At 71.1% G+C, this 23740-nt stretch carries 21 protein-coding genes and 1 pseudogene; 13 read left to right on the top strand and 9 right to left on the bottom strand.

What is annotated here, in order from left to right:
- Positions 1–6: 6 nt before the first annotated feature.
- A complete protein-coding gene (locus AC4BEG_RS22325) occupies positions 7–285 on the bottom strand; it encodes a helix-turn-helix domain-containing protein (protein WP_490701519.1) in 279 nt (92 codons plus the stop codon).
- 77 nt (positions 286–362) lie between these two features.
- On the opposite strand from AC4BEG_RS22325, the gene map reads away from it, so the two are divergent.
- Together map and AC4BEG_RS22315 are read left to right on the top strand one after the other, a co-directional pair.
- Positions 363–1130: a type I methionyl aminopeptidase gene (gene map / locus AC4BEG_RS22320; protein ID WP_490701518.1), complete on the top strand. Its 768-nt coding sequence runs from the start codon at positions 363–365 to the stop codon at positions 1128–1130.
- 234 nt (positions 1131–1364) lie between these two features.
- Positions 1365–2378, top strand: a complete 1014-nt coding sequence (locus tag AC4BEG_RS22315; RefSeq protein ID WP_490701517.1) for a helix-turn-helix domain-containing protein — start codon at positions 1365–1367, stop codon at positions 2376–2378.
- A 91-nt stretch (positions 2379–2469) separates the two neighbouring features.
- Here the strand turns inward: AC4BEG_RS22315 and AC4BEG_RS22310 are convergent, their stop codons facing one another.
- Positions 2470–5205: a glycosyl hydrolase family 65 domain-containing protein gene (locus AC4BEG_RS22310; protein ID WP_490701516.1), complete on the bottom strand. Its 2736-nt coding sequence runs from the start codon at positions 5203–5205 to the stop codon at positions 2470–2472.
- 111 nt (positions 5206–5316) lie between these two features.
- Between AC4BEG_RS22310 and AC4BEG_RS22305 the strand changes: the two genes are divergently transcribed.
- Positions 5317–6045: a hypothetical protein gene (locus AC4BEG_RS22305; RefSeq protein ID WP_490701515.1), complete on the top strand. Its 729-nt coding sequence runs from the start codon at positions 5317–5319 to the stop codon at positions 6043–6045.
- 81 nt (positions 6046–6126) lie between these two features.
- Here AC4BEG_RS22305 and speB read toward each other — a convergent pair whose 3' ends face one another.
- Together speB and AC4BEG_RS22295 are read right to left on the bottom strand one after the other, a co-directional pair.
- A complete protein-coding gene (gene speB, locus AC4BEG_RS22300; RefSeq protein ID WP_490701514.1) occupies positions 6127–7116 on the bottom strand; it encodes an agmatinase in 990 nt (329 codons plus the stop codon).
- A gap of 182 nt (positions 7117–7298) precedes the next feature.
- Positions 7299–7601: an SCO5918 family protein gene (locus tag AC4BEG_RS22295; RefSeq protein WP_490701513.1), complete on the bottom strand. Its 303-nt coding sequence runs from the start codon at positions 7599–7601 to the stop codon at positions 7299–7301.
- 280 nt (positions 7602–7881) lie between these two features.
- On the opposite strand from AC4BEG_RS22295, the gene AC4BEG_RS22290 reads away from it, so the two are divergent.
- Positions 7882–8085 (top strand): cold-shock protein, encoded by a 204-nt coding sequence (locus AC4BEG_RS22290; protein ID WP_010986199.1) that lies wholly within the window; start codon positions 7882–7884, stop codon positions 8083–8085.
- A 291-nt stretch (positions 8086–8376) separates the two neighbouring features.
- Positions 8377–9186: a phosphatase gene (locus AC4BEG_RS22285; protein ID WP_490701512.1), complete on the top strand. Its 810-nt coding sequence runs from the start codon at positions 8377–8379 to the stop codon at positions 9184–9186.
- 93 nt (positions 9187–9279) lie between these two features.
- Here AC4BEG_RS22285 and AC4BEG_RS22280 read toward each other — a convergent pair whose 3' ends face one another.
- From AC4BEG_RS22280 to AC4BEG_RS22270, 3 genes are all read right to left on the bottom strand, one after another.
- A complete protein-coding gene (locus AC4BEG_RS22280; protein WP_490701511.1) occupies positions 9280–10167 on the bottom strand; it encodes an acyl-CoA thioesterase in 888 nt (295 codons plus the stop codon).
- A 133-nt stretch (positions 10168–10300) separates the two neighbouring features.
- The gene (locus AC4BEG_RS22275) at positions 10301–11458 is read right to left on the bottom strand and encodes an acyl-CoA dehydrogenase family protein (protein WP_490701510.1); all 1158 of its coding nucleotides are present in this window, start codon (positions 11456–11458) and stop codon (positions 10301–10303) included.
- Positions 11459–11570: 112 nt separating this feature from the next.
- Positions 11571–12218 carry an SACE_7040 family transcriptional regulator gene (locus AC4BEG_RS22270; protein ID WP_490701509.1) on the bottom strand — a complete coding sequence of 216 codons (648 nt, stop codon included), beginning with the start codon at positions 12216–12218 and terminating at the stop codon, positions 11571–11573.
- A 99-nt stretch (positions 12219–12317) separates the two neighbouring features.
- Here AC4BEG_RS22270 and AC4BEG_RS22265 point away from each other — a divergent pair, with 99 nt between their 5' ends.
- From AC4BEG_RS22265 to AC4BEG_RS22250, 4 genes are read left to right on the top strand one after another with little or no spacing between them, the layout of a single operon-like run.
- Positions 12318–13961, top strand: coding sequence for a carboxyl transferase domain-containing protein (locus AC4BEG_RS22265; protein ID WP_490701508.1), 1644 nt, complete (start codon positions 12318–12320; stop codon positions 13959–13961).
- Between the two features lie 14 nt (positions 13962–13975).
- Complete coding sequence (locus tag AC4BEG_RS22260) at positions 13976–16087, top strand: acetyl/propionyl/methylcrotonyl-CoA carboxylase subunit alpha (RefSeq protein ID WP_490701507.1); 2112 nt, start codon at positions 13976–13978, stop codon at positions 16085–16087.
- The gene (locus tag AC4BEG_RS22255) at positions 16087–17049 is read left to right on the top strand and encodes a hydroxymethylglutaryl-CoA lyase (RefSeq protein ID WP_490701506.1); all 963 of its coding nucleotides are present in this window, start codon (positions 16087–16089) and stop codon (positions 17047–17049) included. Before AC4BEG_RS22260 ends, AC4BEG_RS22255 begins: the two co-directional genes overlap by 1 nt.
- Positions 17050–17052: 3 nt before the next feature.
- Complete coding sequence (locus tag AC4BEG_RS22250) at positions 17053–18219, top strand: acyl-CoA dehydrogenase family protein (protein WP_490701505.1); 1167 nt, start codon at positions 17053–17055, stop codon at positions 18217–18219.
- Between the two features lie 253 nt (positions 18220–18472).
- Here AC4BEG_RS22250 and AC4BEG_RS22245 read toward each other — a convergent pair whose 3' ends face one another.
- A complete protein-coding gene (locus tag AC4BEG_RS22245; RefSeq protein WP_490707160.1) occupies positions 18473–18658 on the bottom strand; it encodes a zinc ribbon domain-containing protein in 186 nt (61 codons plus the stop codon).
- Positions 18659–18866: 208 nt separating this feature from the next.
- Between AC4BEG_RS22245 and AC4BEG_RS22240 the strand changes: the two are divergent.
- From AC4BEG_RS22240 to glmS, 3 genes and pseudogenes are all read left to right on the top strand, one after another.
- A pseudogene (locus AC4BEG_RS22240) lies at positions 18867–19172 on the top strand (SHOCT domain-containing protein); the annotation flags it as partial.
- Between the two features lie 61 nt (positions 19173–19233).
- Positions 19234–19509, top strand: coding sequence for a hypothetical protein (locus AC4BEG_RS22235; RefSeq protein WP_176182841.1), 276 nt, complete (start codon positions 19234–19236; stop codon positions 19507–19509).
- Between the two features lie 77 nt (positions 19510–19586).
- Positions 19587–21419, top strand: a complete 1833-nt coding sequence (gene glmS / locus AC4BEG_RS22230) for a glutamine--fructose-6-phosphate transaminase (isomerizing) (protein WP_490701504.1) — start codon at positions 19587–19589, stop codon at positions 21417–21419.
- A gap of 517 nt (positions 21420–21936) precedes the next feature.
- Here the strand turns inward: glmS and AC4BEG_RS22225 are convergent.
- Entirely contained in the window at positions 21937–22458 is a 522-nt protein-coding gene (locus AC4BEG_RS22225; RefSeq protein WP_201875442.1) for a universal stress protein, read from the bottom strand.
- Positions 22459–22898: 440 nt separating this feature from the next.
- On the opposite strand from AC4BEG_RS22225, the gene AC4BEG_RS22220 reads away from it, so the two are divergent.
- Positions 22899–23360, top strand: a complete 462-nt coding sequence (locus AC4BEG_RS22220; RefSeq protein ID WP_490701503.1) for a hypothetical protein — start codon at positions 22899–22901, stop codon at positions 23358–23360.
- Positions 23361–23740: the final 380 nt, after the last annotated feature.

The following is a 23740-nucleotide window of genomic DNA, read 5'->3' as shown; positions in this document are numbered from 1 at the left end:
GCCGGATCACGCCGCCGCGCTGCCCTCCTCCGGTGGGATGGCGACCTTGGCGCAGCGCGCGGCGATCTCGTCCAGGCCGAGTCCGAGGGTGGTGGCCAGGGCCGCGATGGTGAAGAAGGCGGGGGTCGGGGCCCGGCCGGTCTCGATCTTGCGGAGGGTTTCGGCGGAGATTCCGGACGCCGCGGCGATCTCGGCCATGCTGCGTTCGCCGCGGGCCTGCCGCAGCAGGACACCGAGGAAGCGGCCGCGTTCGCGTTCCAGCGGAGTGAGAGGAGTGCGCACCATGACCGTGATACTAATACCGGTATAAGAATTGGGTCACCGGGAGCCTCGCCCCCGGCGGTGACGGAAGGCAGCAACCCATGGTGGAGATCAAGACCGACGCGTCCCTGGACGCCATGCGCGAAGCGGGCCGGGTCGTGGCCGCCGCGCTCGCCGCCGCGCAGGGGGCCGCCGCGGTCGGCGTGTCGCTGCGCGAGCTGGACGAGGCGGCCCGCGCGGTGCTCGCCGAGGCCGGGGCGGACTCCCCCTTCCTCGGCTACCGGCCGCATTTCGCGCCCACCCCCTTCCCTGCCGTCATCTGCGCCTCGGTCAACGACGCGATCGTCCACGGCATCCCGGACGGCTACCGGCTGCGCGACGGCGACCTGGTGACCGTGGACTGCGGCGCGACGGTCGACGGCTGGGCCGGCGACGCGGCCGTCAGCTTCACCGTCGGCACCCCGCGCCCGGACGATCTGCGGCTGATCGAGACCACCCGGCAGGCCCTGGCGGCGGGCATCGAGGCGGCAGTCGTAGGGGCGCGCCTGGGCGATATCTCGCACGCCGTCGGCTCGGTCGGCCGCGCCGCGGGCTACGGCATCCCGGCGGACTTCGGCGGCCATGGCATCGGCCGCCGGATGCACGAGGACCCGCCGGTGCCCAACGAGGGCCGCCCCGGCCGGGGTCTGCCGCTGCGGCACGGGCTGGTGCTGGCCATCGAGCCGATGTTCCTGGCGGGCGGCCGGGACACCTACATCACCGACCCCGACGGCTGGACCCTGCGCACCGACGACCGCACCCGCGCCGCCCACAGCGAGCACACGGTGGCCATCACCGAGGACGGCCCGCGCATCCTGACCGCGCCATGACGGCGTGGGGCGGGGACTCGGTCTTCCAGGGCCGTTTCCTCCGGCAGTGCTGCCAGGGCCCGTCCTCAAAGGGGGCGTCCGGCCGTGCGGACAAGGGCGCACGGGGGATCGGACGGATACACGTCGAATCGGGCGGATGCGGACTGTTCGCCCTGGAACCGTTCATCAAACATTGATGCCCGCCAGGGATGATCGCACTGAGCGATGACCTGATACGGGAGGGTGATGACGGGCATGGTGCTCCCTAACGACAACATCCCGCCCGCGGAGCGGTTCGCGGCATGGCGTGCCCGGTGCGACGAGGGGACGATCCCGATCGAGCTGCGCTCCGACCACGAGCACGACTTCCGCGCCACCATGAGCGGCGTCGGCCTGGGCGATGTCTCGCTCTCCCGCACCTCCGTGCCGTCACTGCGGAACCACCGGTCGGCGGCCCACATCCGGCGCTCGGACCCGGAGCTGTACCACCTGATGCTGGTGGTGGGCGGGGAGACGGATCTGTCGCACGCGGGTCACCACACCACGCTCGGCGTACGGCAGTTCATGCTCATCTCCACCTCCCGGCCGTGCCACGGGGCCAGTGTGCGGGGCCGGGTGCAGGAGATGTCGGTGGCGATCCGCCCGTCGCTGCTGCCGTTCCCGGCGGCGGAGCTCGACCGGCTGCTCGGACGGTGTCTGTCGGGGCGGGAGGGGATCGGGGCGATGCTCGCCGACTTCCTCACCCGGATGGCGGCCGAGGCCGAAGGTCTGCGGCCGTCCGACGCCCCGCGTCTTGGCATCGTGGTGCTCGATCTGCTCACCGCGATGCTCGCCCATGAGCTGGACACCGGGGAGGGCCGGAGCGGCGCGGCCATCACCCCCGAGAGCCGTCGGCGCGCCCTGTTCCTGCGGATCGAGGATTTCGTCCGGCGGAATCTGCACCGGCCCGAGCTGAGCCCGGCCTGGATCGCCGCGACCCATCACATCTCGCTGAGATATCTCTACCGCCTCTTCGAGCAGGAGGGTCACACCGTCTCGGCGTGGATCCGCGGTCAGCGGCTGGAGCGCTGCTGCCGCGACCTCGCCGACCCCGCGCGGAGCGACACCCCCATCCACGCCATCGCCGCCCGCTGGGGGTTCAGTCATGCGGCGGACTTCAGCCGCGCCTTCCGCGGCGCCTATGGGGTCACGCCCCGGGACTTCCGCCAGGAGGCACTGGCAGCAGGCAGGCAGGGCTCCCCCCGTCGAAGCCCTGCCTACCTGACCTGATCAGCATGGCCGGACGGGGGCGGGGTGTCATTGGCATCCCCTGCACACTCCTTGACACCCCGTGCACAGCGTCCCAGCCCCGCCGGCCCGCTCAGTCCTCGCGCGTCACCCTCAACTCCTCGACGCCCGCCCGCTTCGTGTCGTCCGCCGACCGCACCGTGACCCGGACGTAGCGGGCCGGACCCGAGCCCGCCGGATGCCAGTGGCGGCCGTCGGCCGAGGTCCGCACCCGGTACGAGGCGGGCCGTACCGAGGTCCACTCCGCAGTGACCTTCGCGCCGCGCACCACCCGGCCGAGGTCGGCGGTGAGCGTGCCCCGCGCCACGTTCGGCACCCAGGCGGTGGCCGCGCTGCCGTCCACAGCGCCGCCCGCGTACATACCCGGCTCCTCCGAACTCGCCGTCGCCTTGCGGCAGCGGGCGAGGTTGGACGTCGGCTCCAGGTCCGGACGGCGGGTCTTGAGCACGGCGGGGGCGTCCCGGCTCACGATCTGCTTCCCGGCGGGCGTCTCGATCGTGAACGGCTCACCGCCGGTCAGCCGCACCGTGGTCTCGCGCGGGCCGATCGCCACGTCGTAGCTACGCCCCTGCCAGCGCAAGCCCCGCAGGGTGACACCGTCGTGGAGCTGCGGCGGCAGCACCGGGTTCAGCCGCACCCGGTCCTCCGCCATCCGCAGCCCGGTCAGCCCGTGGGTGAAGACCTGGAGGAAGCCGCCCTTGCCGGTGAGGAAATCCTGCGCCGGGGAGCCGGCCAACGGGTCCTGCGCGCCCGCCTTCCGGCCCCGCGCCTCGGAGAACTGGCGGAACGGCCCGCGGACGAACGGCCTGATGGAGCGCGTCAGATAGGTGTACGAGGAGCAGCCGGGTTCGCCGATGGCGGCGGCGTCGATCGCGTGCACCGAGTCCGTCATGGCGGGGCCGTCCGGGTCGGTGCGCGCGGCGTAGTAGTCAAGAGTCCGGGCGGCGGCCTGGTCCGGCATCGGCCACTGGAGCGGGTACATCAGCAGTACGGTGTCCGCCTGCTTGATCATCGAGCCCTGGTAGCCCTGGTACTGCTGGAAGATCCCCTTCTTCTTGTCGTAGAGGATCCGCAGCCGGTCGGCGATCCGGGTCCAGGAGGCGGGTGCGTCCTCGCCTAGCAGCCGGGCGGCGCGGGCCGCGTGGCGCAGCACGGTGGCGGCGCCCGCGTTGGTGAAGACCGCGTCGTCCACACCGTTGCTGTACTCGTCCGGTCCGGCCACATTCTTGATGGAGTAACTGCCGTCGCTGTTACGGGTGACGCGCCCGGCCCAGAACTCGGCGATCCCCTTGAGCACCGGCCAGCCGCGGTCGCGCAGCCAGTGGGTGTCCCCGGTCGCCTGGTAGTACTGCCAGGCGGCGAGGGCGATATCGCTCTGGAGGTGGTTCTGGGTGCGGCAGTGCGGCGGGTCCCAGCTGTGGCACTCGGTCCACAGCCCGCCCTTGCTCGCACTGGTCCAGGGGTAGAACAGCCCCGGGTAGCCCAGCTTGCGGGCGTTGGCACGGGCGCCCGCGCGGGTCCGGTAGCGGTACTCGACCACGGACCTGGCCAGTTCGGGGTTGGTGGCCAGCAGCCCCGGATACATCCAGGTCTCGGCGTCCCAGAAGATCAGACCGCCGTAGTTGTCGCTGGTCAAACCGGTCGGCGCGATGCTGTCACGGGATCCGGCCCGGGTGGCGGACAGCAGCCCGTACCGGGCCGAGCGCACCCAGGAGCGCAAGGAGGCCCGGTCCCGCCCGGCCACCTCGACGTCCGAGCGCCACAGCTTCCGCCAGGCGGCGGAGTGCGACGCGAACAGCGCGTCCCAGCCGCGGTCCGCGGCGCGCCGGGAGGCGTTGAGGGCGTCGGCGCGCGGGGCGCGGGAGGTGAGGGCGGTGTCGACGCCGACGTACTTGGTGAACGCGTAGGAGCGGCCCCGCCGGACCGGGAAGCGGAGGGCCTGACGCGCGCTCAGCCTGCCGTCGGGGCCGGGGGTTCCCTGGACCCGCGCCCAAACTCCCGGGCCGGGGCGCAGGGTGGAGGCGACGGTCCCGTCGGTGCGGGTGCCGTCGGTGCGGAAGCCGACGTCCACCGAACCGCCCCGGTGGGCACCGCCGCCGGTCCCCGTCATCCGCCGGGCGCCACGTCCGTCGAGCCGGTCGGTGACGGTGGCGTTGCCGCTCCAGTGCGGGGTCATCCGCAGCCGTACGGCCCCGACATGGGCGTTGCGGCGGTCGGCGAGCACGTCGTAGGTGAGGTCGGTGGCGCGTCCGTCGGACGCGGTCCAGGTGAGGGAGGTACGGACCAGGCCGCAGCGCATGAGGACGGTCTGCCGGTAGTGGGAGATCCGCCCTCGGGACGTCCCGGAGCCGAAGGTCTCGCCCGCGGCGCCCCCGGTGGCCACCTCGAGAGTGGACCAGGTCGGGATGGCGGCGGCGACCTGCCGGTTGTCGGTGGTCTTCGTGTTGTGCGCGTAGAGCCCGGAGACGAAGGAGCCGTCGTAGCGCGGGGTGAACAGCGGCCAGCCGGTCTTGTCGCCTCCCCCGGTGTAGCCGGTGCCCTGGGGCGGGACCCGCTGTCCGAGATATCCGTTGCCGACGTAGGCGTGGTAGCTGTCCTTCGGATCGATCCGGGTGGACGACAGCGACCAGCCGTCGGACGCCCGGCCGCCGGAGCCGCGCGGACAGGACCCCGCGCCCTCCTCGGCCGCAGGGGACGATGCGGGCACGGGTCCTGCCGAGGCGGTGGGCATCGCGGCGATCAACCCGCAGACGACAAGCGGAGCGATCAGCCGGGCGGTGCGGGGTGGCCGGGGGGTGGAGTACCTCATTGTTCTCCGTCGTGGTTCGTGGTTCGGCGATGACACATCCGATACACGTCACCTTGCCAACACCCGTACCTTGGCGGGGGGATGTCGGCGGCCGGGCCTAGTCTTCCCGCCATGATCGAAAGCCGTCTGGAAACGCTGCTGACCGCCGGGTTCACCGACCGCCTGAGCGAACGCGACATGAAACTGCTGGCCCGCCGGGCCACGCTCAAGTCCTGCGGGGAGAGGCCGCCGCGCCGTCTCGACCTCGGCTGGTGGTACGCGGTGCCCGGCGAGAGCTACGAGGGCCTGTTCACCGCCCTGGATCTACATGACCGGGTTCCGGTCACCTTCCACGAAGGGGTGGACGTGCAACGTATGCGAACCCACCCCGGAGCGGTCCCCGTCTTCATCACTCCCGAACTCGACGGCTGGCGGCTGATCTTCGGCCATCTGGAGAGTGTGATCGGCATCGAGTGGGAGGACATGATGGGCGCCGTGGAGCGCCTGAGCGCCCATTGCGGCGAGGCGCAGATGTTCTTCGAGGACCCGGCGGGCGGGGCGAACATCTGGGTGGTCGCCGAACAGGGCGCCATCCGACGCCGGTACGCGCGGGAGAGCGATCCCGAGTGGGTGGGTGAGCCGCTGCCGTGGGAGGAACGGTGGATGGACAGCGAGGACTTCGACCCCGAGTACGACGAGGCCGAGCCCAACGAGGGCACCGCGGGCGTCGCCACCGCGTGCGGCTGTCTGTCGGTGGACCCGACCCGGCTCGGCCCGGACACCGAGGTGCGCGGCCACGGCTGGCTGGCGCTGGACGCACCGGCGGTGGGCCACCGGGATCTGGACATGGTCGTCTGCTAGGGCTGGCTGGCTAGGTGTGCGCCGGGCCGGTCAGCGTCGCGCGGACGGTGACCGGCCCGGGTCAGAAGCGGTCGGCCCCGCTCATGCGCCCCGCGCGGCCGCGATCTGACGGGCCATGATCGTGGTCAGCTCGTACGCCGCGTGGGAGGCGGCGACCGAGGTGATCTCCGCGTGGTCGTAGGCCGGGGCGACCTCGACCAGGTCGGCCGAGACCAGCTGGCAGCCGGACAGGCCGCGCAGGATCTCCAGCAGTTCGCGGGAGGTCAGACCGCCCGCCTCGGGGGTGCCGGTGCCGGGGGCGTGAGCCGGGTCGAGGACGTCGATGTCGATGGAGATGTACAGCGGGCGGTCACCGATGCGCTGGCGGAGCTGGTCGCTGATCTCATCCACCCCGCGTCGCATGACATCGGCGGAGGTGACGATGCCGAAGCCCATCTTCTGGTCGTCGTCCAAGTCCTTCTTTCCGTACAGCGGACCCCGGGTACCGACATGCGAGAGGGCGGAGGTGTCGAGAATGCCCTCCTCCACCGCACGCCGGAAGGGCGTGCCATGGGTGTACTCGGCGCCGAAGTAGGTGTCCCAGGTGTCCAGGTGGGCGTCGAAGTGGAGCAGGGCCACCGGACCGTGCTGACGGGCCACCGCGCGGAGCAGCGGAAGGGCGATGGTGTGGTCGCCGCCGAGGGTCATCAGCCGGGCGCCGGTGTCCAGGAGGTCATCGGCGGCGGCCTGGACGGTCTCGACGGCCTCGTTGATGTTGAACGGGTTGGCGGCGATGTCACCTGCGTCGGCGACCTGCGCGAGGGCGAAGGGAGAGGCGTCCTGCGCTGGGTTGTAGGGGCGCAGCAGCCGGGACGCCTCACGGATGGCGTTACCGCCGAAGCGCGCGCCGGGCCGGTAGGAGACACCACTGTCGAAGGGCACTCCGACCACGGCGACGTCCGCGGTGCCGCCGACCTCGTCGACGCGCGGCAGCCGGGCGAAGGTCGCGGGGCCGGCGAAGCGCGGGACACGGGAGGAGTCGACGGGGCCGACGGGGGCGGTGGGGGACGACTGTCGGGGTGCTGTGGTCATACGGAGGAGCCTAGGCAGATCCACCGCCGTGCCACATGTACGGATCCGAGGACCCGGAGCCGGTTATTTGGACACCGCGTCCAGGTGCCTCCAGGGGGCTGGCCCGCGCGGTCCGGCGCGATCCAGCACGGTCGACCGGGGCAGCTGCCGCCGGCCACCACAGGTCGGCTGTCCTTCCCGGGTCAGCTGTCCTTCGTCGGTCCGCCCAGCAGCCCGGAAGCGTTCTCGACGGGGTCTAGCGGGGTGGGCTCGGGGGTCGGGTAGCAGGTGAAGCCGAGACGCTTCATGGCGCGGGTGACCTCGCCCGCGGTGAAATCGCGGCGGTCCTGCCGGGTGATCACCGCTCCGACCTGCTTGACCGGGTAGGTGCGGCGTCCGATGCGGACCGAAGGGCCGGTGACCGGTTCGGGGCTGATGCCACTCATCGCGTCCGTCACCTCGCGCGCGGTCAGGTCGAAGGCGAAATTGGCGATAATGCAGCGCATAGTGCCTCAACGGGGAGAGGGGGAATCCGGGAACACCAGCGTCCCACAACGGGCAGCCCACGGGAAGCGGCAGATTCCAAGATTCCCACTGCTCGGCAGCGACACGTGGTACCGTCTTTCCAGTTGCAGTTTTGGTACCCATGAACTTTGTGTGCGCCTGACGGGATGTAGCCTTCAGGCGCATTTTGTTTTCACCGGTCATTTCCGGATGGGGTCATTGCGGCGACACGGAATCCGACGAATGCGGGTTCCGACTCGGCCCCTATCAAAGGAGATTGACATGGCGACCGGTACCGTGAAGTGGTTCAACGCGGAAAAGGGCTTCGGCTTCATCGAGCAGGACGGCGGCGGCGCCGACGTCTTCGCCCACTACTCGAACATCGCCACCCAGGGCTTCCGTGAGCTCCAGGAAGGCCAGAAGGTGACGTTCGACGTCACGCAGGGCCAGAAGGGCCCGCAGGCCGAGAACATCGTTCCCGCCTGACGCGTCGCATCACAGCCGGGGCCCGCACCTGAAGAGGTGCGGGCCCCGCGCTGTGCCCGCGGACCATGCCGAGCCACACCCCGGACGGCTCCCGCCCCGCGGTGACTCTCGTCACACCGGATCAGGGCGGTGCGACGACCCGTCCGATGGGCGGCGCGGACATCATCCCGTGGACCGCCCGGATCCACTCCGCGGACCCGGCCCAGGGAGCGGGCGCCATGGCATTTCGCCATGACCGCGCCATGTCCGCCCTGCGGCGGAGGCCGCCATTCCGCCCCCACAGGGGCGACAATGGGCCACATGCCCATACCCAGTACCGTGCCCAGTCGTGCCGAGCTGATCGACCACCTTGTCCGTACCCGCATCGCCGGCGATGTCGCCACTCCCCGGGAGAACAACCTCTCCCACTACCGCGAGCTGGCGAACGGCGACCGCCACTACTGGCTCGGCCTGGAGCTGGGCGACCGCTGGACCGACGAACAGGACGTACTGGCCGTCATGGCGGAGCGGTGCGGGGTGATCGACGATCCGCAGCACCGGTCGGGGCAGGACACCATCGACCCCGAGCTGACGGTGGGCGCGCTGGACCGGATGGCGTCGGTGCTGCGGAAGGCGGCCGAGACACAGGAGCGGGTGCTGTTCGCCACCGGCCACCCGGGCGGACTGCTGGAGGTCCACCGGGCCACCGCGGCGGCGCTGCGCGCCTCGGGCTGCGACATCGTGGAGATCCCCGGCGGGCTCCACGCGGACGAGGGGTATGTCTTCCAGTTCTGCGACGTGGCGATGCTGGAAAGAGGGGCGACCCTCTGGCACACCCACTCCCCCGCCCCCATGGCGGCGATCCTGGACGGGCTGGCCCGCGAGGGACGCCCGCAGCCGGATCTGGTGGTCGCCGACCACGGCTGGGCCGGATGTGCCGGACAGCGGGGCATCGACGCGGTCGGGTACGCGGACTGCAACGACCCGGCCCTCTTCCTCGGCGAGTCCGAGGGCACCCTCTCGGTGGTCGTCCCGCTGGACGACCATGTCACCGATCCGCGGTTCTACGCCCCGATGACCGCCTATCTGCTGGACGCGGCCGGGCTCGAGGCCCGCTTCTGACGCGTCCGTCCCGACGCCTCGGCTCCTGACGCACGGGCGCGCGTCCCCGCCGCGCGCCGAACCCCCGGGGCCCCGGGCGCCCGCCGCGCCGCCTCATGCCGTGCGCGGCACCCGCATGACCCCCTCCTGGATCACGGAGACGGCCAGCCGCCCATCGGCGGTGAAGATCCGGCCCTTGGCGAGGCCCCGGCCACCGGACGCCGAGGGGCTCTCCTGGTCGTACAGCAGCCAGTCGTCCACCCGGAACGGACGGTGGAACCACATGGCGTGGTCGAGGCTGGCGCCGACGATGTCCCCCACCACCCAGCCGCCCCGGCCGTGCGCGAACAGCACCGAGTCCAGCAGGGTCATATCGGAGACATAGGTGGCCAGGCAGACGTGGAGCAGCGGGTCGTCGGCCACGCCGTCCAGTTTGCCGTTGGTCCGGAACCACACCTGCGACTTCGCCTCGCGCGGCTGTCCGACGCTGCCGTACGGCGGCTCGCCGACGTAGCGCAGATCGATCGCGGCCCGGGCCAGCAGCATCCGTTCGCTGATCTCCGGCCGGATGACGTGCTGGTAGCGGGGCAGCAGTTCCTCGGCGGTCGGCAGGGAGAGCGGATCCGGTACGTCCGGCATCGGCTCCTGGTGCTCGAGCCCCTCCTCGTACGTCTGGAACGACGCCGAGAGATGGAAGATCGGCTGTCCGTGCTGGACCGCCACCACCCGGCGGGTGGTGAAGGACCGGCCGTCGCGGATCCGGTCGACCGTGTAGACGATGGGCGCCCCGGGGTCGCCGGGCCGCAGGAAGTAGGCGTGCAGCGAGTGCGCCGAGCGGTCGTCCGGGACGGTGCGGCCCGCGGCCACCAGGGCCTGTGCGGCGACCTGGCCGCCGAAGACCCGCGGCACCAGGGGCGCGGCGTCGCTGGTGCCGCGGAAGATGTCCTCTTCGATCCGCTCGAGGTCGAGCAGTTCGAGCAGACCCTGAAGTGCGTCATTCATGGTTCAAGCAGTCTCGCAGAGCGGTGTTGCGGCGCTGTTGCCGACGGGCGGGGCGGGTGCCATCACAGGGCGAGTGGCCACCACAGGGCGGGTGCCATCGCGGGGCGGGTGGCCACCACAGGGCGAGCGGCCATCACAGACCCATCGACTTGGCGACGATGGACCGCATGACCTCACTGGTGCCACCGTAGATGCGGTTGACGCGGGTGTCCGCGTACAGCCGGGCGATGGGGTACTCCATCATGTAGCCGTAACCGCCGTGCAGCTGGAGGCACTTGTCGATGACGACATTGGCGCGCTCGGTGGTGAACAGCTTGGCGGAGGCGGCGTCGGCGGCGGTCAGCTCACCGGCGTCATGCGCGTCCAGGGCCCGGTCCACGACCGCCTGCATCGCGTCCACCTCGGACTTGCAGTCGGCGAGGGTGAACTTGGTGTTCTGGAAGGACGCCACCGACGTGCCGAAGACCGTGCGGTCCTGGACGTAGCTCTTGGCGAACTCCACGGCCGCCGCGGCCTGGGCGTAGGCGCCGAAGGCGATGCCCAGCCGCTCCTGGGGCAGGTTGTGGGTGAGGTAGCCGAACGCCTTGCCCTCCTCACCGAGCAGATCCTCCACCGGCACCTTGACGTCGGTGAAGGACAGTTCGGCGGTGTCGGAGGTCTTCAGGCCCAGCTTCTCCAGCTTGCGGCCGACCACATAGCCCTCGCTCCTGGCGTCGACCACCAGGATGGATATGCCCCCGCGGCGGTCCTCGGCGGTGGCGGGGGCGGTGCGGGCGCAGACCAGCACCCGGTCGGCGAGCACCCCGCCGGTGATGAAGGTCTTGGCGCCGTTGAGGACGTAGTGGGTGCCGTCCTCGGAGAGCTTGGCGGTGGTCTTCATACCCGCCAGGTCCGAACCGGTACCCGGCTCGGTCATGGCGATGGCGGTCATCATGTCGCCGGAGACGAAGGGGGGCAGCCAGCGCCGCTTCTGCTCCTCGGTGGCGTACGCGAGCAGATAGGGGAGGCACAGCGCGGTGTGCACCCCGCTGCCGCCGAAGCTGACCCCGGCCCGTGCGCACTCCTCGGTGATCACCGCGTTGAACTTGAAGCTGGTCTCGCCCGCGCCGCCGTAACTCTCGGGTACCTCGATCCCGAAGACGCCCAGCTCACCGAGTTTCTTGTAGAACGCGCGGGGGGCCTGACCCGCCTCACGCCACTCGTCGTAGTACGGCACGACCTCGGCCGCGATGAAGTCACGGATGGTCTGCCGGAACGCCTCGTGGTCCTCGTTGAACACCGTGCGGCGCATCAGCCACTCCCTACTCGTTCCCACGGCTCCACCACCGCCGCTCGCGCGGCTGCGACCGCTCGGCGCCGTGGTCGCACCATGCCGGGTTGCCGGCAAGCAGCTAAGCGCTTGCTCAGCGAAAGCTACCGGCCGGTCCGTGACCCTGTCCAGAGGAACCGTCCGAGGCATGGGCGGCGGCGAAGGCGCCCAGCGCCAGCCGGTGCAGCAGGGCGGCGGTGGCCTCACGCCCCGGAAGGGCTCCGGGGCGGCCGAGGTGGGGGGTGGAGTTGAGCAGCCCGAAGACGGCGTGCACACAGGCGCGGGCCTCGGTCTCGGCGAGCCCCGGGTAGACCGTGCGCACCACCTCGACCCACAGCTCCACGTACTGCCGCTGGAGCGAGCGCACCAGCTTGCGGTCGGTGTCCCGGAGCCGGTCCAGCTCGCGGTCGTGGAGGATGATCAACGGCCGGTCGTCGATGGCGAAGTCGATATGCCCCTCGACGAGGGAGTCCAGCACCTCGGCCGGGGTCAGCCCGCCGCTCTCGGCCTCGGCCGCGCGCTTCTTCCCGCCGGTCAGCAGCCGGCCGCTGATGCCCACCAGCAGCTCGGCGAGCATCGCCTCCTTGCCCGCGAAGTGGCGGTAGAGGCCAGGGCCGCTGATGCCGACCGCCGCACCTATCTCGTCGACACCGACGCCGTGGAAGCCACGCTCGGCGAAGAGCCGCGCGGCCTCCTTGAGGATCTGTTCACGGCGGGTCGGGGCAGGGGCATGCGTGCTCATGGAAGCAATTCTAGACAGCGGGGTTAGTGGTCGTTAACCTGATGGGTGGGTTAACGCTTATTAACCGATTCGGCGGACCGAGCAAGGGGGCTCGTAGCGATGGAGCAGGCACCGGTGCTGCGAAGCGGCGCCGACCCGGCGTCCGACGCCTGGAAGGCCAATGAGGCCGCACACCGCGAGCTGGCCGCGCGCCTGCGCGAGAAGCTGGCCGCGGCGCGGCTGGGGGGCGGCGAGAAGGCGCGGGCACGCCACACCTCGCGCGGCAAGCTGCTGCCGCGCGACCGGGTGGACACCCTGCTGGATCCGGGCTCCCCGTTCCTGGAGCTGGCCCCGCTGGCGGCCGACGGGATGTACGACGGGCAGGCACCGGCGGCGGGTGTGATCGCCGGGATCGGCCGGGTCGCGGGCCGCGAGGTGGTCGTGGTCGCCAATGACGCCACCGTCAAGGGCGGCACCTATTACCCGATGACGGTGAAGAAGCATCTGCGCGCCCAGGAGGTCGCGCTGGAGAACCGGCTGCCGTGTGTCTATCTGGTCGACTCCGGCGGCGCCTTCCTCCCCATGCAGGACGAGGTCTTCCCCGACCGCGACCACTTCGGGCGGATCTTCTACAACCAGGCGCGGATGTCCGGCGCCGGGATCCCCCAGGTCGCGGCGGTGCTGGGGTCGTGCACCGCGGGCGGTGCCTATGTCCCGGCGATGAGCGACGAGGCGGTCATCGTGCGCGGCCAGGGCACCATCTTCCTGGGCGGGCCTCCGCTGGTGAAGGCGGCCACCGGCGAGGTGGTCACCGCCGAGGAGCTGGGCGGAGGCGAGGTCCACTCCCGGGTCTCCGGGGTCACCGACCACCTCGCCGAGGACGACGCCCACGCGCTGCGGATCGTGCGCGACATCGTCGCCACCCTGCCGCCCTCCCCCACCCAGCAGGGCACGCTGCCCTGGCGGGTGGAGCCCTCCGAGGAGCCCGCGGTGGACCCCGCGGGGCTGTACGGAGCGGTTCCGGTCGACTCCCGCACGCCGTACGACGTGCGGGAGGTGATCGCGCGGGTGGTGGACGGCTCGCGGTTCGCCGAGTTCAAGGCCGAGTTCGGCACCACCCTGATCACCGGCTTCGCCCGGATCATGGGTCATCCGGTGGGCATCGTCGCCAACAACGGCATCCTGTTCTCCGAATCGGCCCAGAAGGGCGCCCACTTCATCGAGCTGTGCGACCAGCGCGGCATCCCCCTGGTCTTCCTCCAGAACATCTCGGGCTTCATGGTGGGCCGCAGCTATGAGGCGGGCGGTATCGCCAAGCACGGCGCCAAGATGGTCACCGCCGTGGCCTGCACCCGGGTCCCCAAGCTCACGGTGGTGGTCGGCGGTTCCTACGGCGCGGGGAACTACTCGATGTGCGGCCGGGCCTATTCGCCGCGCTTCCTGTGGATGTGGCCCAACGCCAAGATCTCGGTGATGGGCGGTGAGCAGGCCGCCTCGGTGCTCGCCACCGTCAAGCGCGACCAGTTGGAGGCGCGCGGCGAGGAGTGGAGCGCCGAGGACGAGGAGGCGTTCCGCGCACCGGTCCGCGAGCAGTACGAGACCCAGGGCAGCGCCTATTACGCCACCGCCCGGCTGTGGGACGACGGAGTGATCGACCCCTTGGAGACGCGTACGGTGCTCGGCCTCGCGCTCACCGCGTGCGCGAGCGCCCCGCTGCCCGAAAAGGACCCCGCGGCGCCCGGCTACGGCGTCTTCCGGATGTGAGGGGAATGCACCCGATGTTCGAGACAGTCCTGGTGGCCAACCGCGGTGAGATCGCCGTGCGTGTCATCCGCACCCTGCGTCGGCTCGGGGTGCGCTCGGTCGCCGTCTACAGCGACGCCGACGCGGACGCCCGCCATGTGCGGGAGGCGGACACCGCCGTGCGGATCGGCCCCGCCCAGGCTTCGGAGAGCTATCTGTCGATCGAGAAGCTGCTTCAGGCCGCGGCCCGCACCGGCGCCCAGGCCGTCCACCCCGGCTACGGCTTCCTCGCGGAGAACGCGGCGTTCGCCCGCGCCTGCGCCGATGCCGGGCTCGCCTTCGTCGGCCCCCCGGCCGACGCCATCGAGCTGATGGGCGACAAGATCCGCGCCAAGGAGACGGTGCGTACGGCCGGAGTGCCAGTGGTCCCCGGCTCCTCGGGCAGCGGACTGACGGACGCCCAGCTCACCGAGGCGGCACGGGAGATCGGAATGCCCGTGCTGCTCAAGCCCTCGGCGGGCGGCGGCGGCAAGGGCATGCGGCTGGTGCGGGACGAGGCGCTGCTCGCGGACGAGATCGCGGCCGCCCGGCGGGAGGCGCGCGGCGCCTTCGGCGATGACACCCTGCTCGTGGAGCGCTGGATCGACCGGCCCCGCCATATCGAGATCCAGGTGTTGGCCGACGGCCATGGCGGGGTGATCCACCTCGGGGAGCGCGAGTGCTCACTCCAGCGCCGTCATCAGAAGATCATCGAGGAGGCGCCCAGCCCGCTGCTGGACGAGGCCACCCGGGCGCTGATGGGCGAGGCGGCGGCCTCGGCGGCGCGGTCGTGCGGCTATGTCGGCGCGGGCACGGTGGAGTTCATCGTGCCGGGCGACGACCCCTCCGCGTACTGCTTCATGGAGATGAACACCCGCCTCCAGGTCGAGCATCCGGTGACCGAGCTGATCACCGGGCTCGATCTGGTGGAGTGGCAGCTGCGGGTGGCCGCGGGCGAGCCGCTGCCCCACGCCCAGCGGGACATCACCTTCACCGGCCATGCCGTGGAGGCCCGGATCTGCGCCGAGACCGCGCGTGCCACCGGCGAGCGGGTCGACTTCCTGCCCTCGGCGGGCACCGTGCTCGCGCTGGACGAGCCCGGGGGCGAAGGTGTCCGGGTCGACTCGGGGCTGAGCACCGGCACCGAGGTCGGCACCACCTACGACCCGATGCTCGCCAAGGTCATCGCCCATGGCCCGGACCGGCCCACCGCGCTGCGCAGGCTGCGGGCCGCCCTCGCCGAGCTGAGTGTGCTCGGCGTGGACACCAACGCGGGCTTTCTGCGCCGACTGGCCGCCCATCCTCAGGTGGTCTCCGGCGAGTTGGACACCGGTCTGGTCGACCGCGCGGCGGCCTCCCTGGTCCCGGAGCTGGTCCCGGACGAGGTCTATGTGACGGCGGCGCTGCTGCGCCAGTCGGCCCTTGAGCCCGCTGGGGCCGGTGTGCCGGATGACGCCCGCCCGCGGTCCGGTGGCTGGGTCGACCCGTTCTCGGTGCCGACCGGCTGGCGGCTGGGTGGCACCCCCGCCTGGACCGTCCACCGGCTGCGGATCTCCGGCCACCCCCCGGTCACGGTCCGGGTGCGCGGCCGAGCGCATGACGCCGAGGTCGTGCTCGAGCGGCAGGACAGCGCCCCCGCCGCCCAGGACGCGGCCCCGGCCGAGGCCCTGCGGGCGCGGCTGACGGGGCACGGCGGGCACGGCGGACGGGTCGTGCTCGATCTGGCCGGGGTCACCTACCCCTTCCGCCATGTCGCGGACGGCGCGAGCCAGTGGCTGGGGCGCGAAGGGGACACCTGGCGCGTGGTGGGCCACGACCCGGTCGAGGAGGCGCTGCGCGGCGGTGCGTCCGCCGCCCACGCCGGGGAGCTCACCGCCCCGATGCCCGGCACCGTCACCGTGGTCAAGGCGGCCGTCGGGGACGAGGTCACCGCGGGCCAAGGCCTGTTGGTGGTCGAGGCGATGAAGATGGAGCACCTCATCTCCGCCCCGCACGACGGCACCGTCACCGAGCTCGATGTCGCCCCCGGCAGCACGGTCGCCATGGACCAGCTGCTGGCGGTCGTCACCCCGTCCGAGACGCCCAGCGAGACCGAGGAGCGTATGTGATGTCCGCGCCGGACACCCCCGCCGGACCGGCCGGGCTCCCCATGACCGTTCCGGCCCCCGGGCTGCCCGCCCGGGTCCGGATCCATGAGGTGGGCCCTCGGGACGGCTTGCAGAACGAGAAGACGCTGGTGCCGGTGGTCATGAAGGCCGAGTTCATCCGGCGGCTGGCCGAGGCCGGTCTGGATACGGTCGAGGCCACCAGCTTCGTCCACCCCAAGTGGGTGCCCCAACTGGCCGACGCCGAGCAGCTGATGCCGCTGATCGACGATGTCTCCGCGCGACTGCCGGTGCTGGTGCCCAATGAGCGCGGTCTCGAGCGGGCCCTCGCTCTCGGCGCCCGGGAGATCGCCGTCTTCGCCAGCGCCACCGAGTCCTTCGCCAGGGCCAATCTCAACCGCACGGTCGACGAGGCGCTGGAGATGTTCACTCCGGTGGTCACCCGCGCCCGGGAGGCGGGGGTGACGGTGCGCGGCTATCTCTCGATGTGCTTCGGCGACCCCTGGGAGGGGCCGGTCCCGGTCTCCCAGACCGTCTCGGTCAGCCGCCGCCTGATCGACATGGGCTGTGCCGAGGTGAGTCTCGGCGACACCATCGGCGTGGCCACCCCCGGCCATGTCCAGGAGCTGCTGGCCACCCTCAATGAGGCGGGCGTGACCAACGACCGGCTCGCCGTCCACTTCCACGACACCTACGGCCAGGCACTCGCCAACACCCTCGCCGCGCTCCAGCACGGCGTCACCACCGTCGACGCCTCCGCCGGGGGCCTCGGCGGCTGTCCGTACGCCAAGAGCGCCACCGGCAATCTCGCGACCGAAGACCTGGTGTGGATGCTCGACGGCCTCGGCATCGAGACCGGGGTCGACCTCGGCCGTCTCACCGCCACCAGCGTGTGGATGGCCCGGCACCTGGGGCGCCCCAGCCCGTCCCGTACCGTCCGCGCACTCTCCCAGAAGGAGATCTGAGTCATGACCATCGACCACCGTCTCTCCGCCGAGCACGAGGAACTCCGCCGCACCGTCGAGGAGTTCGCGCATGACGTGGTCGCCCCGAAGATCGGGGAGTACTGGGAGCACCATGAATTCCCGTACGAGATCATCCGGGAGATGGGCCGGATGGGCCTGTTCGGCCTGCCGTTCCCCGAGGAGTACGGCGGTATGGGCGGCGACTACCTCGCGCTCGGTCTGGCCCTGGAGGAGCTGGCGCGGGTCGACTCCTCGGTCGCGATCACCCTGGAGGCCGGGGTCTCCCTCGGCGCGATGCCGATCTACCTCTACGGCACCGAGGAGCAGAAGCGGCAGTGGCTGCCGGGGCTGTGCTCCGGGGAGTCGCTGGGCGCCTTCGGGCTGACCGAGCCCGGCGGCGGTTCGGACGCGGGTGCCACCCGCACCACCGCGCGGCTGGACGAGGCCACGGGCGAGTGGGTGATCAACGGCTCCAAGTGCTTCATCACCAACTCCGGTACGGACATCACCGCGCTGGTCACCGTCACCGCCGTCACCGACCGCGCGGCCGACGGCCGCCCCGAGGTCTCCTCGATCATCGTGCCCTCCGGCACCCCCGGCTTCAGCGTGGCCGCCCCCTACTCCAAGGTGGGGTGGAACGCCTCGGACACCCGTGAGCTGTCCTTCACCGAGTGCCGGGTCCCGGCGGCCAATCTGCTGGGTGAAAAGGGCCGCGGCTACGCCCAGTTCCTGCGGATACTGGACGAGGGCCGGATCGCGATCTCGGCGCTGGCCACCGGGCTGGCCCAGGGCTGTGTGGACGAGTCGGTGTCGTACGCCAAGACCCGTGAGTCGTTCGGCCGTCCCATCGGCGCCAACCAGGCGATCCAGTTCAAGCTCGCGGACATGGAGATGCGCGCCCATATGGCCCGGGTGGCCTGGCGGGACGCCGCGTCCCGGCTGGTGCGCGGTGAGCCGTTCAAGAAGGAGGCGTCGATCGCCAAGCTCTACTCCTCCGGTGTCGCGGTGGACAACGCCCGCGAGGCGACCCAGATCCACGGTGGCTATGGCTTTATGAACGAGTACCCGGTGGCCCGGATGTGGCGCGACTCCAAGATCCTGGAGATCGGCGAGGGCACCAGTGAGGTCCAGCGGATGCTGATCGCCCGGGAGTTGGGCTTCGCGGGCTGACCGTGATGGTCCCCATCGGGGTCCGCCACCCCCGGTTCAGGATGTGGGCCAGGGGACCTGCGGTGAGCGGTAGTAGGTCATGCCCAGGACGTCCAGTGGGGCCCCTGGGCGGCCAGCCGCACTTGTAGGAGTCCCAGTCGTGGGTGGCCTGCGGCGACCAGCCGAGTTCGGCGATCCCGGGCAGCCGGGGGGGAAGGGGAAGGCCATGTACTCGATGTGACTCCTCCACCCCCGTAACCGGGGTGGCTTCTCGCTATGCCGGTGCGGCTTCGCGACGGACCAGCCCGGCCCGTAGAACGTTCCGGGCGCCCACTGTGTCGGCGCGCGCGTTGTGGCCGCACGAGACGCAGTGGAACTTCTCCTGTGTGGGTCGGCTCTTCTTGGCGGTGTGCCCGCACTCGGGGCACCGCCGGGAGGTGTTGCGGGGGTCCACCGCCATCACTTCCCGTCCGGCCCACTCTGCCTGGGCGGTCAAGATCGCGAGGAACACCCCCCATCCGACATCGGCTATCGAGCGGTTCAGCCCCGCCTTGGCAGCGGCCCCGTTGGGCAGGAAGTTGCCCGGCTTATCGGGGTCCGGCTTCGGCTCGGGAGCCTTGCTCATGTTGCGGATCTTGAGGTCTTCGTGCGCGATGAAGTCGTGCTCACGCACCAGCCCGGCGATGGCGCTGGTCGCGGCGGCCGTCACGGCCCGGCTGCCGCATCCGGGCGCCGCCGGGGCCCCGGCGGCCGAGCCCGCCGACGCGGCCCCGGCGCTCCCCGCGGGTGACCGGCACCAGAGCCCACATCACACACATAACGGGCAGAGCGCGGCAGACGGACCCGGCGGCGGTGACACAGATCACGACGCCCTGCTGCGGCGACTGCGGCAGCTCGGCGATCTCCACAACAGCGGGGTGCTCACCGAGGAGGAGTTCACGGCCGCCAAGCAGGCCGCGCTCAGCCGCTTCTAGCCCCTGCCCGATATCGGGCAGGATTCTTGCGAAACGACCCTCTTCCCCGCAGTATCGACGGGTGCTCGATCGCCGTATGTCCCACGATGACCTTGTCGACCATCTGGTCCGCTCCACGCCGCTGAGCCGCGGCGAGGCGGCCCGGGTGGTGCTGGACGTCCTGGCGTACTTCGACGAGACGACCGAGGAGTTCGTCCGCCGCCGCCACCGCGAGCTTCAGTCCGGCGGGCTGACCAACGCGGACATCTTCGAGCGGATCACGGCCGAGCTGCCGTACCGCGCGGTGGCGCCGCCCGAACTCTCGCTGCGGCAGCTGCGCCGCATCGTCTACGGCTGACACCACGCCCGGCGGCCGCCACCGCCGCCCGGACCCCGAGCACCTGTGAACGATCCACTAGGGAGGGCCTGAACACCATGTGCGGAATCGTCGGATACATCGGCAAACGCGACGTGGCACCGCTGCTGCTGGAGGGACTCCAGCGGCTGGAGTACCGCGGCTACGACTCCGCGGGCATCGCGATCCAGGCCAAGCCCGCCAAGGGCGCCCAGGGCGCCGGGCTGAAGACCGCCAAGGCCAAGGGCCGGGTTCGTGAGCTCGAGTCCCGGCTGCCCAAGCGTTTCGCGGGCACCGTCGGCATCGCCCACACCCGCTGGGCCACCCACGGCGCGCCCAACGACATCAACGCGCACCCCCACACGGACGCCGACGGCAAGGTCGCCATCGTCCACAACGGGATCATCGACAACGCCTCCGATCTGCGCGCCAAGCTGGTCGCCGACGGGGTGGAGCTGGTCTCCGAGACCGACTCCGAGGTAGTGGCGCATCTGATCGGCCGCTCCCAGGCGAGCACCCTGGAGGAGAAGGTCCGCCACGCGCTCACCCTGATCGAGGGCACCTACGGCATCGCCGTACTGCACGCGGACTTCCCTGACCGCATCGTCGTCGCCCGCAACGGCTCGCCCGTGGTGCTGGGCATCGGCGAGAAGGAGATGTTCGTCGCCTCCGACGTCGCCGCGCTGGTCAGCCACACCCGCCAGGTGGTCACCCTGGACGACGGTGAGATGGCCACCCTCAAGGCCGACGACTACCGCACCTACACCACCGAGGGCAGCCGCACCTCCTCCTCCCCCACCACCGTGGAGTGGGAAGCCGAGTCCTACGACATGGGCGGCCACGACACCTATATGCACAAGGAGATCCACGAGCAGGTCGACGCCGTGGACCGGGTGCTGCGCGGCCGGATCGACGACCGTTTCTCCACCGTCCGGCTGGGCGGGCTCAACCTGGACGCCCGCGAGGCGCGCGGAGTGCGCCGGGTGAAGATCCTCGGCTGCGGTTCGGCGTACCACACGGGTCTGATCGGCGCCCAGCTGATCGAGGAGCTGGCCCGGATCCCGGCCGACGCCGAGCCCGCCAGCGAGTTCCGCTACCGCAACCCGGTGGTGGACCCCGACACCCTCTACATCGCGGTCAGCCAGTCCGGCGAGACCTACGACACCCTGGCCGCCGTCCAGGAGCTCAAGCGCAAGGGCGCACGGGTGCTGGGCGTCGTCAACGTGGTCGGCAGCGCCATCGCGCGCGAGACGGACGGCGGGGTGTACGTGCACGCGGGCCCGGAGGTGTGCGTCGTCTCCACCAAGTGCTTCACCAACACCGCCGTCGCCTTCGCCCTGCTCGCCCTGCACCTGGGCCGGATCCGCGATCTGTCGGTCGCCGACGGCAAGCGGATCATCGCCGGGCTGCGCAAGCTGCCCGAGCAGATCGCCGAGGTGCTGCGCGGCGAGGAGGAGATCAAGAAGCTCGCCGCGGAATACGCGAACGCAAAGAGCATGATGTTCATCGGCCGGGTCCGCGGCTACCCGGTGGCGCGTGAGGCGTCCCTGAAGCTCAAGGAGGTCAGTTACGTCCACGCCGAGGCGTACCCGGCGTCCGAGCTCAAGCACGGGCCGCTGGCGCTCATCGAGCCGGAGGTGCCGACCGTGGCGGTTCTGCCCGATGACGACCTGCTGGAGAAGAACCGCGCGACCCTGGAGGAGATCAAGGCCCGCAGCGGCCGGATCCTCGCCGTGGCGCACCAGGAACAGGAGAAGGCGGACCACACGATCGTGGTACCCCGCAACGAGGTGGAGCTCGATCCCATCCTGATGGGCATCCCGCTCCAACTGCTCGCCTATCACACGGCGCTTGCGCTGGGCCGGGACATCGACAAGCCCCGCAACCTCGCCAAGTCGGTGACGGTGGAGTAACTCGAGCACGCTTCCGGCGGTCCCCGCGTATGCCACCACACACGCGGGGGCCGCCTTCCTTGGCCGGCGTCGCCCTTCCGCCGGCGGCGGCCGCCCCGCGGGAACCGTCACTTCCCGCGCGGCAGCGCGAATGATGCGTACGTACCCTTTACACACACCCGATCCACCTCTACGCACCAGTAGACTTATCGACTGTCAAGATGGACTTGACGCCATCTCACCTGCGGTCGAGGCAAGTTCGGGGTGTCCGATTCCTGGCGCATGGCCAATCGGATCCACTCGGCGGCGGTTTGGCGCGGCCCGCACCGGATCGAGGTGAACTCGGGGGGCCTTCAAGAGGTCCTCAACGGCCGCTCGAGCGGAATCCAGCGGGAGTCAGCCGACCGTCGACCAGCGCTCAGGCGCCCATCAGGCCATCCTCAGGGCATGGTTCATCAGGCAGCCCTCAGGGGATGGAAGAGAAACCGCGGAAGGGGCGCTCAGAAGAGGACCGCGGAAGGGATCCGTCAGCGGACGGTCAGGGGATGACCACGACGGGCCGCTGCGCCCGCCGCGCGAGCCGCCCGGCCACCGAGCCGAAGATCCGCCCCACCAGCCCATGGGTGGAGCCGACCACGATGGCGTCGGCCTCGTACTCCCGGCCGACCTCCTCCAGCTCATGGCAGATGTCCCCGCCCCGCTCGACGAGGATCCACGGCACCTCGGAGAGATGGTCGGCGCACGCCAACTCGAGCCCCAGCACCTCGGTGCGGTGATCGGGGACATCGACGAAGACGGGCGGCTCACAGCCCGCCCACACGGTCGTCGGCAGTCGGTTGGCGACATGCACGATGATCAGGCCCGAGCCCGAGCGCCGGGCCATCCCGATCGCGTAGGCGAGGGCGCGCTCGCTCGAGGTGGAACCGTCGAAGCCCACCACAACGCCGTGCTGGAACGCTGGATCGCAGGAATGACGTGTTTCTTCCGCCGCTTCGGGGTGCGCCATGTGATCGGCGACCCGCTTGCGGTCCGCGGGTTCGGGGATTTCGTGACCGGCCATCGGTGTCTCGGCGAAGGATGTCCTCGTGCGGAGGGAATCGGCGGGAACTGGGGTTGGAGTTGTCGGGGGACGGGAACTCCGCTGGAGCTCGGGGACGGAGATCGAACGAACCAAATCCGTCCGGGATTCATCTATCCAAGCCCTTACCCCTCAGGGTACGGCGCCATTCGTCGTCTGCCCAGAGGCCGCTTCGGCAGCGGAGCGCCCGAAGCGTTCCCCGGAGCATGCCGGAGGGCGGCCCGATACGCAATGCCCCAAGTGGCCCCCCTGAGGCCCCGTGGTCCCCTCCCGTACACCGTGCGGCCGCTCCGCAGTGACCTGGGGGCGGGGGCGGCGTTGTAGTAGCCGCGACCGGACGCCACCGGGCCCCGACGGCCCGGCCGGACGCCCGGGTCCGACCCCGTCGGTGCCCGTCAACGGCCTGAGAGGAGCCCCCGCCCGTGTCCGTGCCCCGCGTCCACGACGCCTTCGGCAGCAGCCCGGGCGCGACCCCCGCGACCACCTCCCGCGCCGCCGCGCGCGGCCGGTCCCGGGGCCGCGCCCGGACCGCCGCGCGGGCCTCCGCCGCACGCCCCGTTCCGGCCCCCGCGGCGGTCCCCTCGCCCGTCCCCACCCCGGTCCTGGCGGGCGATGCGGTGAACGAGGTGATCCGCTGGGCGTCCTTCAGTTGTGTGGTGGTTCCCCTCGTCCTCCTGATGTGCGGACTGCCGTTCGGCGCGGCCCTGGCCGCCGCCGCGGGTCTGGCGGTGGTGACCGCCGCCAGCCGCGCCCTGCTGCGCCATTCCGAGCGGGTCGCGGCCCGGCTCGACACGGACGCGGTGAGCCCCCACCGGGGCCGTCACGGGCGCACCGGGATCGGCGCCCACCGGGGCGGCCGGCACGGCGGAGGGAGCGCTGTGTAGCGCTCCGCACACCCTGCGGTGACGGCGTACGAGGGGGTCGTACGCCGGGCGCATGGCGCTTTTCCACATCTACACCCGGCTGTTTTCGGCCAACTTCGCGTCACAGTTCTTCCCTTGGCAAACACGGTGCTCAACCGCGTTCAGGCAAGCGTAGAAAGGGGCGTGAGGCGATCTGACCCCCTACGCGAAGTGGATGTCCGCACTAGGCGCACTTCACAGCGAGGGCTACGAGTGCAACGCTTCGTGATCGAATGCTTCGCGCCAAGTTGTCATGTCGACATAGTGGCGGGTGGTGAACTGGTCACGGCGACCACACGCGACACAGTAGATTCGATCTTGGCCATGACCGGCGGGGGAACCGTTCAGGACCGAGGGGAAAC

It is taken from the genome of Streptomyces sp. JLBJ103 (assembly GCF_058215575.1).
The sequence above is the reverse complement of the archived record's forward strand: the minus strand, read 5'-3'. Positions and strand labels throughout refer to the sequence as shown.